The 14,238-nt window shown below is 58.3% G+C and carries 13 protein-coding genes and 4 pseudogenes; 10 read left to right on the top strand and 7 right to left on the bottom strand.

Annotation, left to right across the window (positions count from 1 at the left end; translation table 11 throughout):
• Positions 1-10: 10 nt before the first annotated feature.
• From CK222_RS30185 to CK222_RS30145, 9 genes and pseudogenes are all read left to right on the top strand, one after another.
• The gene (locus CK222_RS30185) at positions 11-1,165 is read left to right on the top strand and encodes a TlpA disulfide reductase family protein (protein WP_126079023.1); all 1,155 of its coding nucleotides are present in this window, start codon (positions 11-13) and stop codon (positions 1,163-1,165) included.
• Between the two features lie 802 nt (positions 1,166-1,967).
• A pseudogene (locus tag CK222_RS30180) lies at positions 1,968-2,169 on the top strand (CCE_0567 family metalloprotein).
• Positions 2,166-2,481, top strand: a pseudogene (fdxB, locus tag CK222_RS30175) (ferredoxin III, nif-specific). Before CK222_RS30180 ends, fdxB begins: the two co-directional pseudogenes overlap by 4 nt.
• A 37-nt stretch (positions 2,482-2,518) precedes the next feature.
• Entirely contained in the window at positions 2,519-2,839 is a 321-nt protein-coding gene (locus CK222_RS30170; protein ID WP_095802838.1) for an exopolysaccharide production repressor protein, read from the top strand.
• A gap of 63 nt (positions 2,840-2,902) precedes the next feature.
• Positions 2,903-3,195 (top strand): annotated as a pseudogene (locus tag CK222_RS32045) (ATP-binding protein); the annotation flags it as partial.
• A 1,489-nt stretch (positions 3,196-4,684) separates the two neighbouring features.
• A complete protein-coding gene (locus CK222_RS30160; RefSeq protein ID WP_245433388.1) occupies positions 4,685-5,209 on the top strand; it encodes a hypothetical protein in 525 nt (174 codons plus the stop codon).
• 34 nt (positions 5,210-5,243) lie between these two features.
• Positions 5,244-6,230 carry a S8/S53 family peptidase gene (locus CK222_RS30155; protein WP_245433378.1) on the top strand — a complete coding sequence of 329 codons (987 nt, stop codon included), beginning with the start codon at positions 5,244-5,246 and terminating at the stop codon, positions 6,228-6,230.
• 567 nt (positions 6,231-6,797) lie between these two features.
• A complete protein-coding gene (locus CK222_RS30150) occupies positions 6,798-7,412 on the top strand; it encodes a S8/S53 family peptidase (RefSeq protein ID WP_095802849.1) in 615 nt (204 codons plus the stop codon).
• Positions 7,413-7,795: 383 nt separating this feature from the next.
• On the top strand, positions 7,796-8,809 hold the full coding sequence (locus CK222_RS30145; RefSeq protein ID WP_095802848.1) for a 1-aminocyclopropane-1-carboxylate deaminase: 1,014 nt from the start codon (positions 7,796-7,798) through the stop codon (positions 8,807-8,809).
• A gap of 855 nt (positions 8,810-9,664) precedes the next feature.
• On the opposite strand, the gene CK222_RS32620 is transcribed toward CK222_RS30145, so the two are convergent.
• The 7 genes from CK222_RS32620 to CK222_RS30100 form a co-directional block, all read right to left on the bottom strand.
• Positions 9,665-9,826: a hypothetical protein gene (locus CK222_RS32620; protein ID WP_176477788.1), complete on the bottom strand. Its 162-nt coding sequence runs from the start codon at positions 9,824-9,826 to the stop codon at positions 9,665-9,667.
• A gap of 311 nt (positions 9,827-10,137) precedes the next feature.
• Positions 10,138-10,476: a hypothetical protein gene (locus CK222_RS30130; protein ID WP_095802833.1), complete on the bottom strand. Its 339-nt coding sequence runs from the start codon at positions 10,474-10,476 to the stop codon at positions 10,138-10,140.
• A gap of 127 nt (positions 10,477-10,603) precedes the next feature.
• A complete protein-coding gene (gene queC / locus CK222_RS30125) occupies positions 10,604-11,341 on the bottom strand; it encodes a 7-cyano-7-deazaguanine synthase QueC (RefSeq protein WP_095802832.1) in 738 nt (245 codons plus the stop codon).
• Positions 11,342-11,345: 4 nt separating this feature from the next.
• Entirely contained in the window at positions 11,346-11,699 is a 354-nt protein-coding gene (gene queD / locus CK222_RS30120) for a 6-carboxytetrahydropterin synthase QueD (protein WP_095780046.1), read from the bottom strand.
• Positions 11,696-12,331 carry a 7-carboxy-7-deazaguanine synthase gene (gene queE, locus CK222_RS30115; protein ID WP_095802831.1) on the bottom strand — a complete coding sequence of 212 codons (636 nt, stop codon included), beginning with the start codon at positions 12,329-12,331 and terminating at the stop codon, positions 11,696-11,698. The genes queD and queE overlap by 4 nt, the downstream gene beginning before the upstream one ends.
• 235 nt (positions 12,332-12,566) lie before the next feature.
• Positions 12,567-13,049, bottom strand: a complete 483-nt coding sequence (locus CK222_RS30105; RefSeq protein WP_245433375.1) for an iron-sulfur cluster assembly scaffold protein — start codon at positions 13,047-13,049, stop codon at positions 12,567-12,569.
• Positions 13,046-13,375: an iron-sulfur cluster assembly accessory protein gene (locus CK222_RS30100; RefSeq protein WP_095802829.1), complete on the bottom strand. Its 330-nt coding sequence runs from the start codon at positions 13,373-13,375 to the stop codon at positions 13,046-13,048. The genes CK222_RS30105 and CK222_RS30100 overlap by 4 nt, the downstream gene beginning before the upstream one ends.
• 268 nt (positions 13,376-13,643) lie before the next feature.
• Between CK222_RS30100 and CK222_RS30095 the strand changes: the two are divergent.
• Positions 13,644-14,132 (top strand): annotated as a pseudogene (locus tag CK222_RS30095) (aminotransferase class III-fold pyridoxal phosphate-dependent enzyme); the annotation flags it as partial.
• Positions 14,133-14,238: the final 106 nt, after the last annotated feature.

Below are 14,238 nucleotides of genomic sequence, written 5' to 3'. Positions count from 1 at the left end.
GGAGAACAATATGGTGTTGCATAAGGAGTCCCCGGCTCCTCCGATCAAAGTGGACGACTGGCTGCGTGGCGAGCCCCTCGCCAACTTTCACCCCGGCAAGGTGTACCTCCTAGAATTTTGGGCGACTTGGTGCGCACCCTGTGTGGCGGTGATGCCCCATCTGACGCAGTTGCAGGAGAAGTATCAAGACAGCGGATTTGAGGTCATCGGAGTCGCAGCTGGGGAAAAGGGCCCGACCGCCGAGGAGACGCGGACTAGCTTGGATGCTTGGCTGACAGAGAGATTCCCGAATCTGAATTATCGTATCGCGTTCGATTACACAGGCGAAATGAATAGACTATGGATGGAACCCAGTTCATCTCTGGGGATTCCCGCCTCGTTCTTAGTCGACCGCGACGGCCTCATCGCTTTCATAGGACATCCGGCGGAACTCGATGACGTTTTGCCAAAGGTTCTCAACGGCAGTTGGCGCAACAGCGATGAAGCTCAACGCGCCGATGCAAGGCGGATCGCTACTAACCAATCCAAGGCACGCGAGCTAGCACTGACCCGACCGATTTACGCCAAGCTTCACCCGGCGATGCAGGCCGAGGATTGGACGGCGGCGGTCTCGGCCATCGAAGAAGGCCTCGCCTTAGTGCCCGATTATAGCGGGTTCCGGGAAACGCACGCGAATCTACTGCTTCACAAGCTGCGCGACATGCAGACCGGCTTGCCCGTCATGCGCCAGTTGGTCGAGGACGCCATCGACAAAAAATTCGATGCCGTCTCTTGGATGGTCATGGCCCTGAACCAACTCTTCGATCCCGCGATTGACAACTCACATATCCCCCGTGCTGAACGCTTCGCGATGGGCCACGAGCTCGCGGAACAGATACTGACACTGAATCCCCCACACGGCGAGGGGCCTCTTAAATTCCGGTGGTACGTCCCGGTCGCTCAGTATTATTACGAGAGCGGCAACAAGGGTCGCGCAATCGAGTTGATCGAGGTGGCGCTGAAATCTCTGGGGAATCCAGGGATGATGCCGGACCATATCAAACAATACTGCCTTACCGCATTGCTCCAAGCCCTGGCCAACTACACGGGTGAGAACGCATGCTCCGGGGATCTTTGCGTGGTTCCGCAAAACACGGCCGCTGAAAATCAAAGCACAGTCGCCTGATGAGCGAAGAGACGACAAGTGAAAAAGAACCCTGGTCAATCCGCCAGTTTCTGCGGCGCGCCCGCGGCGAGTATGTCCAGGCAGCACAGGGATGGATCGTTTGCTCAAGGTCAAGGCTCGAACCTGAGTACCTCTAAGGGGGCCGGCGCGGAAGAGATGCTCGAGCCGACTTGGGCCTATCGTGGAAGAGGTCGCGATCCGGGACGTGGTCAGCCCAAGGGATGGCGTGGGATCGGCCCGGCCAGGTCGGACGTCGGGTGCGCAACCGGGCCCGGAGTTGGCGTACCCGAAAGCAGAAATCGAGCACGGAAATCGAGGAAACCAAATGTCGTACGCGGCGCATGGCCCTGCCGTCACACGGACGGGGCGACGCCCGTACCGCCCGTACGCCTCCCGCGGTTAATCCGTGCTCGCCTTCCATGGCTCATGCCAAGAAATCGGACACCGGGCTGCTGGCCAATTTCATCATCACCAAGGCACTGCAGCGGAATATCCGATCATTGGCGATCCGGATCCGGACGCGCTGGGCGGCTCGGCATGTTTTAGACCGTAGTGGAGCTTGGGATCGAGGAGCGCTCAGACGTGATGACATAGTCAACAACCGAAATGAAGACGACCGGTGCTCTTGGCGCGTGCTTTGCACGGTCGGCAGTTCGTCGGTCTGTCGAGCATCTATCGGTTCGGCTTCGAGACTCTCCGGAAACTCGTGGCTACCGCGGCGAAACTGGTCGGCGATGCGACTGCAGCTATTGCCTACCGGGACGTGGCGCGGCGTGAAGAAACCGATTTTCGAGGAAGGATCATGTCAAATCTGGATGAGATGACGAAAAAGTCCGAAAGCTTCAACTGCGCGCGACAATCGCCAGGACGAATTTGGGCGACCTTGCCGAGGATCTCCCGGTCAAATGGATTGAGATAGAGGATGTCGCCGAGAGAAAGCACGCCGTCTACGGCGAGCTGGATGGTGCAGGAGAGGGCTCGCCAAAATGAAGACTTTGCGATGAGGAGCACATTCATCAGCCGCGACGGCTCCTTATGGGTGTCGCAATACCTGACGGCTATAGATGGCAAGATCTGTATTGGCTGCGGCCGCTGTTTCAAGGTCTGCACGCGAGAGGTCATGCATCTTTAGCGTCGATGACGCGGGTGAAATCCTCGGCGCCTGCGACGGCAGTGACGACGATTTCGATGGTGAGCTCAATCGCATGGTCATGATTGTCGACCATGCTGGCCGCTGCATTGGCTGCGGAGCCTGCAGCCGCGTCTGCCCAAAGAGCTGCCAGACCCATGTCGCGGCCGACCAGATCGCAGCATGAGCTGCATGATTGACGAGACGAAATCAGGAGAACGGCATTGCGCTTCATCACCTTTTGTCGGCTCGCCGGGCTGGTCCTGTGCGGCAACGCTGTGACGGTTTACTTCGCCTCGCATTCGTTCCGTCTAGCAGTGATCACGACGCTGGGCTGTTCGCTACTTCTTCAGTTGGGCTATTTCGCAAGTGTGCTCTTTCTGATTTGGCGATCCAGCTGCGCGGGCAAAGCCCGGCAAGGGGCTGAGCTTTTCGATAGGTCCCAGGAGGTTCGGTACCGGTCGCGCGACGATGAGCACATGAATGAAACTCAAGATGTGCCACAGCGCAATCAAACGCTCGGCATATCGCTGCTCCTCCCTTGAGGCGCCGTAACAAGATCAGAGCTCCGATTCGTCACATTGTTTCAAGTTGATTATCGAGGTCAGGAGCACCGAAACGGCAAGCAGGGACGCATCGCTGACTACCTCGCCCACCGTCGTCGTCCTCGACGATTCGACTTTCCCCTTCGCCCGCAGCGGCGGGCAGTTTCTCTTCCATTTCATCAGTCTGTTCTACGAACGCACATCCATCATCGTCACCACCGACCTGGCATTCGGCGAATGACCGAGTTCTTTGCCAGCGACGCAAAGATGACACGGCGCTGCTCGACCGCCTCACCCATCACTGCGAGATCATAGAGCCGGAAACGAACCGTGGTCGCCGGACGAACCGCGCCTGACGCGCCACCGCCCAAACAATCCGCGCTCGCCGGGCTGCGCAACCCGACCAGCTCCGCCCGGCGAGCGCTCCTCGTCGCGCTTATGCAAGCGGGGGCTATAAGTCGACGCCAGGGTCAAAGTTCGGCGCCTTGGCAGGTCTCTGCTACGGCGCGTCCCAGAACAGCTGTCCGCATCCTCGGCGACATCGCCGCACCGCCGTTCGAGCTCTCGGCCTCGCCATGTCATGCGACGGCCCTGCTGTCGCCCGCTCGCCATCTCAGGCGAGGATATATTTCACCCTATTTACCTCCTTGCCGAGGCGACCTGACCCGCGATGTTTCCGAAGCACCGCCTGAGATGCGCTCGAGTGCCTCAATCCTCTAAGTCTGGGCCAAGCCGGAAAAACGCGTGTAACCTTCGTTCTTCGTGCGCTCGCGGCTTACTTGCTGGGCGTCACATCGCGAGATCGCCGGAATACTGATTGGCCCACGGCGCGTCCATGCCGATCGTGGCGATCGCGATCAACGCCCGACCGCATTCGCCGCGCCATCTCTCGTGGCCGCACGCTGTCTCTTGAAGAAGATACAGACAGCTCCTCTTTAAAAGCGACATCCGCCCTGCCGTCAGCCGGCGAACAGTTCGGGGCTAAAACCTTGTCACCACCAATTCGCCAGGTCGAAATGGTAGCGAACGACTTTGCGGGTGCGCTCTGGTTCAGACGTAGGTCGATGCCGAGATCACGTTCGGCATTGTCCGGTAGCCGACAATGTCGGGTACGCAACGTGAGGAAGCTGACCCTGGGGGTGTTTTTTAGGCGCTTTTGGCTTGGCACAGTAAATGCTCGCTATTGCGCAAAACGCTCAGATTGAGTGGTCCCACCGCGACAAAGTCGCTAGCTTACGCCACCTCCCAAGGCGAACCCGGCCCGGCAGAGAGCTCCGTCTCTGCCGGGCATGCCAAATTGGGCGGCGCAATGTCCGGGCTGAAGAGGATCGCGTCGAATGGAAAATGAAGGCCTTTCGAGGGCTCTCAGATGCATGGCCGCAGCGAGAAGGGAGTGTTGGCCCATGGGGGTGGGTTATGTTCAGCGTGTTCGTCGACATCCGACAATTGGGACGGCTTTGTCGGTTTGACGACACAGCCTTGGTTGGCCGGCATCTTGGACGTTTTTGTCTAAGCCGCTGAAAACAATCCTACAATCTTTTCCGTTCCACCGTCACCCGGATTGGCATGAATTGCGCTTAATTCCGTTGAGAGGACGGGAGCTGCTTGCCAGGGAAGAGCGAAGAGATGGCTCGGCAAAATTGAAGGACGGGAGATCACAGATTTGTTGCGAATGAATACGTTGCCCGCTGGCGGCCATGCGTCTGGGGCTAGAGCATCCGGATGGGTTGAAGATGCGGCGAGGGACTGCAGTACGCGTCCCGATCGCATATGAATTGCTGGCGGGCCCAACAATGGGCGTTGCAGGCGTGCGTACGGTTTGGGGCCGGTTACGTCTTGTTCGTGATGGCATTCTTCGTCAGCGCTATGACTGCGAACGGACAGGAGACCAGCCTTGTCGGCATTTACCAGGGTTCGGAGCTAACCGCGGCCGCCAACCATCTGGGACGAGGCGGATACGAGCTGTCGGGCGGTACCAAAGTGTCTTTCGACAAGTGGTACCATAGCAAATGGATCGACATGCGATTTGAAATGTTGACGCAGCTGTCGGATGACTTCGGTCTCCTGTGGGGCGCGAGCACCGGCCAACGTGCCGAAAAGGTCCGAATCGACCCAGGTGTGAAACTCGGCTTTATTCTGCAAAAGCGACCGACGCCGTCCACGACGCTTTCTCTCACCGTCACTTCGATTTTGGGCGGGAACCTGACGGAACGACCTTGCACCGCTGACTATGGCGCCATCGGCGGCTTCCAGACAGTGAATTGCCGGCTGGCCGCCTCGCAACTCCGACCTGCGGACACGTTGAAATATATGGCAAACATAAATCCAAGCCGATTGAAACTCGATCTCCGGTTCACAGGTAAGTTCTAGCGATAGTGAAAGGCATGCGGGGTACGTTTCGTTGATGAAGAACAATCCAGACAGGAAGTCTATTGTGCACAAAACACAATTGTTCCCGGTAGGTCTCGTTGCCAGTTTTTTCATGTGCCTGCTGACGGCACCCAGTTTTGCTGGCGATCTCGATGCGAGGGTCAGCGGCAACGGGAGGGCCGGAACGCCAACCACGGAAAGCAGTAGCGCAGGCTGCCCACAAAATGCCGATGGCACCTTTTGCTGGATGAGCCCGGACTTTGGTGAAGCATGGGCATCGGGCTATACCGGTTCCGGCGTATCGGTGACCGTCATAGACGACTTCACGGGACAGCCATTTGATGCAGGTCTCGGTCGCGGTCGGCAGACGCAGCGACATGGAGATTGGGTCGCTGAAATTGCCGGCATGGTCGCCCCTGGCGCAAACATATTCAAGTATGGCTATCTCGAGCGGTCTTCGATCGGGCTGCAGGACGGCCTCAATATCATCAATGCGAGCTACCACATCATAGAGCCACTGAGCCAGCATCCGCGCGAGCAGGCGATTGTCGATGCCGCCTGGGCAGGCACTGCCATCGTCACAAAGAGTGCCGGCAACCGCAGCAACGAGGTAGGTAGGCCCCACGAAGGGCATTTCGATGGACTAACCCTCGGGCTGATCGGGGCGCCATCGGCAATATTCGTGGGTGCGCTCGACCATAATGGCACTCCTGGGAACAAGACGCGGCTGGCCAGATACTCGAGTTATCGCGGCTCAAACCCCGAGGTGCGGAACCAGTTCCTGACCCTGGGTGTCGAAGCTGACAAAACTGGCCTATACGGCACGTCTCATGCGGCACCTGTGGTTGCAGGCTATGCCGCCATCCTTGGCAGCAAGTTCACGTCCGCAACTCCGACACAGATTACTAATCAGCTGCTGGATACAGCCAGGACCGATACGCTCGTCGACTACAATCCGGCGACTTACGGCCGCGGCGAAACCAGCCTTTCGAGGGCGCTGGCACCCGTTTCGATTCACTAGACTGCCACCTTACCCTCATGCGTCCGAACGTGGGTGGATCGCGGCGCCCAGGCGGTGAATTGCCGTCCGTGGCGTCGCTGCTCCGGCCGGCGGACACATTGAAATACCTGGCGAACGCTCATCTGAACCTGCTGAACATCGGTCTTTGGTTCCGAGGTCGTTCTACCCATTGGTGAAATGCTTCGTCTTGTTGATGAAGAACAGTTTCAAACAGGAGAGTTGAATGCAGATAAAGCGATTGTTGCCGGTGGCGTACCTTGCCAGTCTTGTCCTATGGATGTCGGCACCACCCGGTTTCGCCGATGACCTCCAATCCAGGCTCGCCGGCGATGGCGGGGCTGCGAGGCCAGCCATGGACGGCAGCAGCTCGCGTTGCCCACAAAATGCCGACGGCACCTTTTGCTGGATGAGCCCGGAGGTCGGCGCAGCATGGGCCTCGGGCTATAATGGGTCTGGCGTGCGGTAACTATCATAGATGACTTCACCGGTAACATGGGACAGGTGGGGGATCTCGGCCATGGCTCCCAATGGCGGCGACATGGGCAGTGGGTCGCTCAAGCAGCCGGCATGGTCGCGCCTGGCGCAAACATAACCGAGCTTGACTATTCGGAACAAGTTCCGCTCACGCTGAAGCAGGGCCTCAATGTCATTAATCTGAGCTATGGCCTTGAGGAACCAGTGAGCGGGTACCGGCTTGAGCAGTCGATTGTCGATGCGGCTCGGGCGGGTGCTGCGGTCTTCACAAAGGCAGCCGGCAACGGGTCCGTAGCGGTAGATACCCTTGCCGATGGGGATATTGATTTCCTTGCTCTCGACCTGATTGGGAAGCAATCGGCAATCTTTGTGGGTGCGCTAGAGGGCAATGGCACTCCCGAAAACCAGACAAGGCTCGCCTCCTATTCGAATTACGCCGGTTCAGATTCGGAGGTGCAGAACCACTTCCTGACGGTGGGTGTCGAGAGCGACAAGACTGGCCTAACCGGAACGTCTGTCGCGGCATCTGTGGTTGCAGGCTATGCCGCCATCCTTGGCAGCAAATTCACGTCCGCAACACCGACACAGATCACCAATCAGCTGCTGGATACAGCCAGAACCGACACGCTCGTCAACTATGATGCGGCGACTTACGGACGCGGGGAGGCCAGCCTTTCGAGGGCATTGGCACCCGTCGTGATCAGGTAGACGAGCACTTCGATCGAGCAGCTGAAACTTCTGTGAGGCGTTGAGCGCCACAAAATCGCCTCGCAGAAATTCGGCTCGGCAACTGGGCGGTTACTCCCGGTCGAATCACAAAAAGGAAGCCATTGCTTTTATCGAAGTCTGTTGATTTGGCGGTCTGGCTGCGCTCAGGTGCCGACCGGGTGCCGTCGTAGGTTTCCCGGGTGATGGTCGGCTCACCCGCAGCATGCGACATGTTGATCGCTTCGTCTCAATCGCAAGGAAAGCGCTGGAAATCCCCAAGGCTCGGATGGGGGGGTCGAAGAGCGCGGCCGACCAATCCCAGCAGCGCTTATGAGACGAGTTTGCGTGGCTATTTCACCTGAATGATCATTGCCGGAGAGAATATGCTGGAAAAATTCGAGCGTTACCCGCTCACCTTTGGACCCACACCCATCGAGAAGCTCGACCGGCTCGGCGAGCATCTGGGCGGTAACGTGGAGATCTATGCCAAACGCGAGGACTGCAACTCCGGTCTGGCGTTCGGCGGAAACAAGCTCCGCAAGCTCGAATACATTATCCCCGACGCGATCGCATCGAATGCCGATACCCTTGTCACCATCGGTGGCGTGCAGTCCAACCACACGCGCATGGTCGCTGCCGTTGCCGCCAAGATCGGCATGAAATGTCTTCTGGTTCAGGAGAGCTGGGTTCCGCATGAGGATGTCGCCTACGACCGCGTCGGCAACATTCTCTTAAGCCGTATCTTGGGAGCAGAGGTGCGCCTGGTCGACGAGGGCTTTGACATCGGCAGTCGCCATAGTTGGGAAAAAGCGCTCTATGAGGTCAAGGCGAGGGGCGGCAGACCTTATGCGATACCAGCGGGCGCATCTGTTCACCCGAATGGCGGACTCGGCTATGTCGGGTTCGCCGAGGAGGTGCGCGCCCAGGAGAAACAGCTTGGGTTTGCCTTCGACTACATCGTCGTTTGCACTGTCACCGGTTCAACACATGCCGGCATGATCGTCGGGTTCGCCGAGGACGGTCGACGGCGCAACGTGATTGGTATCGATGCCTCCGCCACGCCTACAAAGACAAAGGCGCAGGTGCTTCGTATTGCCCAACATACAGCGAGGCTCGTTGAGCTGGGAACGGACCTCGTCGAGGACGACGTGGTGTTGCTCGAAGACTATGCGTATCCCCGTTATGGCATTCCGTCCGAGGAAACGAAGGAGGCAATCCGCCTGTGCGCTCGGCTCGAGGGGATGATTACCGATCCGGTTTATGAGGGAAAATCCATGCAAGGGATGATTGACCTCGTCCAGAGAGATTTCTTTCCAGGGGGATCGCGTGTCCTCTATGTCCACCTCGGCGGCGCGCCGGCGATCAACGGTTACGGCTACACCTTTCGCAACGGCTGACGCTCCGACAGGTCTCGACGTGCCGTCTCTGCCGTGACAGCGCTGCGCCAAGTTTGTCCGATGGCCGTTGGGAAACCCTGTGGGCTGATAACGGCCGCCACGACGTGGAGGTCGTGGCGCTGGCATGCTTACCACTTTTTGCTTGTGCTCAATGTGGGCTGGAGCCGCATAAGAGACAGCAGACATGGCCGTTTAAGTCATTTAGCGGATGCGGCAATGATCGCCATGAATTTGATAAATTGCAAACCACGAAACTGTCGCGCAGGCGCTGAGGCATCTACTTGATAGATACGGAAGCTGTGACCAAGCGTGCTCGAGTTGGTCGTGCTCGGCGAGCACATCGCCGGACACCCTGGCGCGGAGGTGAACTGGGCCAGCATGGGCGGGGGAAGAGGCGTCCCCCGCGAGCGTGACAACAGGCAGGTCGATATCCGGCTTAACGAGGGCTTGCTTATAGCTATTGCGAGCGAACAGACCGTCGTCCCTTCATCTGTCCTGACCGAAACGGCGCGTTCAGCCGGCGCGCGTGGCGTTCGAGCGGATTCGTCCATCTGGCGCTCTTTTGGCACTCGGCGGAGCAGGGTTTAGGCTACGACTTCACCGAGCCGCTCTGTGGCAGGGGCGCGCGAGGGGAGGCGACGATGACGTCGAGTTGTCCCCCCGATCGCCTCTAAGTAGCTCTCCGTGTCGACAGACAAATATCGGCCATGCTCATCCCTCTTCGAGACCCGGTGATCTTAGAGTCGGAGACAATCTCTGCCTGAGCCTTCCCAGCCGCACAGCGCGGCTCGCCGAAGGTCTCGACCTTCGTCCTCTAACTCTTCGAAGCATGCCTCGACACGCTCCCGACACTCCTCAGGAGGCTGCGATCACGTCAAGCTTGCGTTCCATCATTTTCTTCTCCTTCTTCGCCTGGCGGCTGAGATCTCCCCCTGATAGCGTTTGTTCGATGGTGTGCTGATTGTTGGCCCCGAACGGGAACTCGCATCGGGCCATTGCCATCACCCGCGCGCTCATCCGCGACGGCCGGCGCGGCCGCTTCTTCAACGCGATAACGACCGCACTGCTCGATCCATCTCCCATATTTTTGCGAGATCATCGAAATCGGCCATGAATCCTGGCGCTTCAAGAACCGCGGCTGATCACCACATAGTCCAAGACGATCCGCGCTCGCCGGGCTTCGCAACCCGGACCAGCTCCGCCCAGCGAGCGCTAAGCGCGACGCGCTGCAGTCAATTTTAGTCGGGGATATTCGCTGCGGCCAAGCAAGAGGGATACCTTCTCAAAGCAAAACTGGCTTATAATCGGTGTAGCACGGCCAAGGTGCTCTACTGGGCGCATTTGCAGGGCGCGAACGACAAATCCGCAACATCGCTCGGCCGCGGGCGCCTGCCCCCGCCCGGCTTACGCAGGCGCCGGCTTCGATTGCCGCTGCGGTCGTCATTCGTCGCTTCAATGATGGTGCGGCCAAGCTGGTTATGGGCGTGTATCGACGATCTCCACATATCAGCAGGGTGGAGCATCAACCGCCTCTCGTCGAAACAGCACAACCTCTCCTTTTTCTCGGCAGTACGCTCCACGCTCAATGCGACCGGGATCAAGAACAACGAACGCAGTCTGCTCGCCATGGTGCTGCCAAACAGCGCCACGCGATCGGCGAAGATCATCAAGGTCGATGGTATGGAACAGCCCCTTCGAAACGGCATCGAAGGCGCGTACCTGGTGGCGCTGGACCACAAAGAGAAGGAAACGATCTATGGAACAGATTGCCACCGTCGGCCTGGATCCGGGCGCTCACGTCAATTCATGGGAGGCCAAGGGTCCTTCTTTGGAGGATCGGAATTGCTCCCATCCTGCTGCGCGAAGATTACACTCGAAGCAGGTCCCGCAACCGAAACCCCAGCTATGTCGATGCTCGCGGTCTCCGCTATAGCAGGTGTGACTTTCTTCGCAGATGAGCTTCACCAACGGCTCGCCGCTCAGCGAATCCGCCAGCGCCCAGGTCTGCGCCTTGTCCAGCCGCATAAGGGGTGTGTGAATGACGAAACGCGTCTCCATTCCAAGGTTCAGGGCAAGTTGCATCGCTTTAACTGCGTCATCTCGACAATCCGGGTAGCCGAAACGATCCATCTCGGACACGCCGATCACGAGGTGTTTTGCGCCGATCCGGTAAGCTATCGCGGCCGCAAAGCCGAGGAACAGAAGGTTGCGGCCAGGCACGAAGGTATTCGCTAGGCCGTTCGCGTTCACTGCGAACTCGACGTCGCGCGTGAGCGCGGTATCACTGATTTGGCCGAGCACGGTCATGTCAATCATGTGGTCCTCGCCTAGTCGTCCACCCCAGGCCGGAAAGTCTTTTCGAATGCGCCCGAGCAGGTATGGCCGCACATCGAGCTCGATCCGGTGCTGCTGTCCATAGTCGAAACCGATTGTCTCGACGCGCTCGAAGTTCTCCAGCGCCCAGGTCAGGCAGGTTGTCGAATCCTGCCCGCCGGAGAAAAGCACGAGTGCGGTTCCCGAATCTCGTTGCATCAGGTCAACCCTCGTATTCAGCCCAGCACAATGGCGTCTCATAGACCGTTACCGAGCACATCTGGCCAATAAGCGGCTTGGTTTGGTTCCAGATCCAGACTGCAATGTTTTCCGCGGTCGGATTTTCGAGACCCTCAATCTCATTCAGATACTGATGGTCGAGACGTTGCAAAAGCGGTCCGAACACAGCCTCAACATCGAAGAAATCGATGACAAAGCCCGTGTCTGGATCGACAGGCCCTTCCAGACGCAGTTCCACACGGTATGAATGGCCATGCAAGCGGTGACAGCGGTGGGTCTCTGGCACACGCGGAAGACGGTGCGCTGCCTCGAAGGTGAACACTTGCGTAATTTTCATGGGATCCTGAGAAGCTTGTGGGTTTGCAGGCTCAAGCGCCAACGTGGGTTGGCAAGACAATAGGCCACTGCGGCGGCCGTGTTCGCATCGCGCCCTCGCCCATCCATTGGCTGAAGCAAAAGGTGCTCAAACGAGAGAACTTCGAAATGTTCGGGCTCCGCGCCAATCTGAGGGTATACAAGCTTTAGCTCGTCCCCTACCGTGACCATGAGGCGTGCATTGCATTTCGGACTGACGCACAGCCAGTCGATGCCGGCGAGCGTGGGAATGGTTCCGTTGGTCTCAACGGCAATCTCAAACCCCAAGGAATGCAGCGCTTCCAGGAGTTGTTTATCGATCTGGAGGAGGGGTTCTCCTCCGGTGAGCACGACAAGACGGTGCCCAGGTCCCGACCCGCGCCAGGCTTGCTCGACCGCCAACGCAAGCTCCCGCGCGGTGGCAAAATGTCCGCCACCGGGGCCATCTACCCCAACGAAATCAGTGTCGCAGAATCCGCAAAATGCTCTTTCCCGGTCGACTTCACGTCCCGACCAAAGGTTACAGCCGGCGAAACGACAAAATACGGCAGCCCGCCCGGCATTTCGTCCTTCACCTTGAAGAGTGTAGAAAATTTCCTTGACCGCATATGACATGCTTAGGCGGCCTTCGAGTGAGCAATGGAACATCTCTGCCGGCTTCTGAGACGCGGCAAAAGGGGGGAGATGACCCGCCGCACGCTTTGCAGCTCGTTCCACCGACGGGGCCCGATGCGGAAAACCCACACGCCCGAACTCCACGCGCAATCAGGTTTCAGTGGGTGGAAGCGGTGGGGAGCGGTCTCTGGCTCCTCGAAGCCTATCATCATGAGAAAGGGTTCGATCACGTCGCTCATGGCGATGATGCCTTGACGAGGACCACACGTGAGAAACCTGGCGTCTCGTCGGAAGCCTGCCTCACAGCACGGAAGAACTCGCTCATCAGCCGCAAGCCGCGCTCCAGAATGAGGCGGTCGAGCGATGAGTATGTCGTGTGCGGCGGTATGGCGCCGAGAAAATCCGCCATGTCCTCATCGGTGATCTGAAGGACTTCATCGATGGTCTTGCCGACGATGAATTCGGCAAGCGGCGAGGAAGCGGTTATGTCCGAGCCGCGGCCGAAGGTCTGGAACGTTGCGGCGGAGATCGTTTGCGTCATACGGTCGAAAGCCATCGTCAATTTAAGCCCATCGCCGTAGGCGACGGCGCCGACCTTGCCGGCCGCTTTGGGGATGTCCAAAGCGCCGACATTGTTGGGGTTGATGAAATAGACCTTGTCGCTGATGAGGTGGACGTTGTCGGTATCATCCCGCACGGCGCCGATCCTTGTCGTCATGGCGCCTTGCGGAAGGACTTGCCGCAGGCGCATTTGTCCCCAGCATTGGGATTGTCAAAGACAAAGCCCGAGGACTCCAGGTTCGTCACGAAGTCAACGGTCATGCCGGCGAGATGCGGCTGGGAGCTTGAGTCGATGAACACCTTGACCCCGTTCGCCTCCATGATGGCATCCCCCTCGCGCGAGACGCTTTCCAGACCCATCTGGTATTTGAGGCCGCCGCAGCCGCCCGGCTCGACCATGATGCGAAAGCCTTCTGCCGGTTCGTCGGCGCGGGAAAGCGCGGCCTTGATGGCGGCGACAGCGTTTTCAGTGAGTGTGATCATGGGACTATTTTCTCGCTGATGCGTTCGCAAGCCACGATGCACAGAACGTGCCAGAGAGAACAAATCCATAAAACAACGGTTTGGCGGATTTGGCGTCCTGTCTGACATCCAACAATTGTCGGATGTCGGACAAAGTGAAACCTTAAGTACAAGAAGCGGAATTCGACACATCGCCAGCTCACCCGAGCTAGCGTTTCGATCATATCAATGTTGACCAGTGTAAGGGTGAGAAGCTCTAAAGTCGAGCGCGCTCCAGCCGCGCCATCGGGGTTCAGCGTCAACCAGACAGCTTGGCGGCGTTGCTCGCCACGATGTAATCCGTGTCCCTTACGAGAACTACCCGAACCAAACTTTCGATTCCGCGAGTTACATTGATCACGTGCTGGGCGACGCCGGCAGCGGGATAGAGAAGCCAGCCGCAATCATCCTGGAGCCCATCCAGGCAGAAGGCGGCATGAACACCGCATCCGCACCTTGGCCCTCAGAAATTCAGCGCATTTGCCGTAACACGGCGTTGTTTTCATCGTCGACGACATTCAGGCAGGTTCGGGACGTACCGGCGATTTCTTCTCGTTCGAGTTCGCGAAAATCGAGCCCGACATCGTGTGTCTTTCAAAATCGCTAAACGCTTCAGGCTATCCGTTGTCCATAGTTCTGATTCGCCCCGACGTGGACATATGAAAGCCGGGAGAAACATAGCGGGACCTTTAGAGGCAATAATCTCGCCTTCGAGACTTCCGCGGCCATGTGCACAATGTAGTCCGATAGGCAGTTCATTACAGCCGTCTAGAGCATCTTTGATGAACACAGAGTCGGTTTGAGGACCTTCACGCGATAGATCCTGTCTGATTCACTGTCCCGGT

It is taken from the genome of Mesorhizobium sp. WSM3866, assembly GCF_002294795.1.
In the GTDB taxonomy this organism is placed as follows: Bacteria; Pseudomonadota; Alphaproteobacteria; order Rhizobiales; family Rhizobiaceae; genus Mesorhizobium.
This window is presented reverse-complemented; position numbering and strand designations above follow the sequence as displayed.

What these genes read in the sequence shown, in the direction of transcription:
- queC (WP_095802832.1), bottom strand. Translation starts at nt 11,341, where the DNA reads ATGCAACGAGATTCGGGAACCGCACTCGTGCTTTTCTCCGGCGGGCAG.
- CK222_RS30145 (WP_095802848.1), top strand. Translation starts at nt 7,796, where the DNA reads ATGCTGGAAAAATTCGAGCGTTACCCGCTCACCTTTGGACCCACACCC.
- CK222_RS30155 (WP_245433378.1), top strand. Translation starts at nt 5,244, where the DNA reads ATGAAGAACAATCCAGACAGGAAGTCTATTGTGCACAAAACACAATTG.
- CK222_RS32620 (WP_176477788.1), bottom strand. Translation starts at nt 9,826, where the DNA reads ATGAGCGCGCGGGTGATGGCAATGGCCCGATGCGAGTTCCCGTTCGGG.
- CK222_RS30105 (WP_245433375.1), bottom strand. Translation starts at nt 13,049, where the DNA reads ATGACGACAAGGATCGGCGCCGTGCGGGATGATACCGACAACGTCCAC.
- CK222_RS30150 (WP_095802849.1), top strand. Translation starts at nt 6,798, where the DNA reads ATGGTCGCGCCTGGCGCAAACATAACCGAGCTTGACTATTCGGAACAA.
- CK222_RS30160 (WP_245433388.1), top strand. Translation starts at nt 4,685, where the DNA reads ATGGCATTCTTCGTCAGCGCTATGACTGCGAACGGACAGGAGACCAGC.
- CK222_RS30130 (WP_095802833.1), bottom strand. Translation starts at nt 10,476, where the DNA reads ATGATCTTCGCCGATCGCGTGGCGCTGTTTGGCAGCACCATGGCGAGC.
- queD (WP_095780046.1), bottom strand. Translation starts at nt 11,699, where the DNA reads ATGAAAATTACGCAAGTGTTCACCTTCGAGGCAGCGCACCGTCTTCCG.
- CK222_RS30185 (WP_126079023.1), top strand. Translation starts at nt 11, where the DNA reads ATGGTGTTGCATAAGGAGTCCCCGGCTCCTCCGATCAAAGTGGACGAC.
- queE (WP_095802831.1), bottom strand. Translation starts at nt 12,331, where the DNA reads ATGTCATATGCGGTCAAGGAAATTTTCTACACTCTTCAAGGTGAAGGA.
- CK222_RS30100 (WP_095802829.1), bottom strand. Translation starts at nt 13,375, where the DNA reads ATGATCACACTCACTGAAAACGCTGTCGCCGCCATCAAGGCCGCGCTT.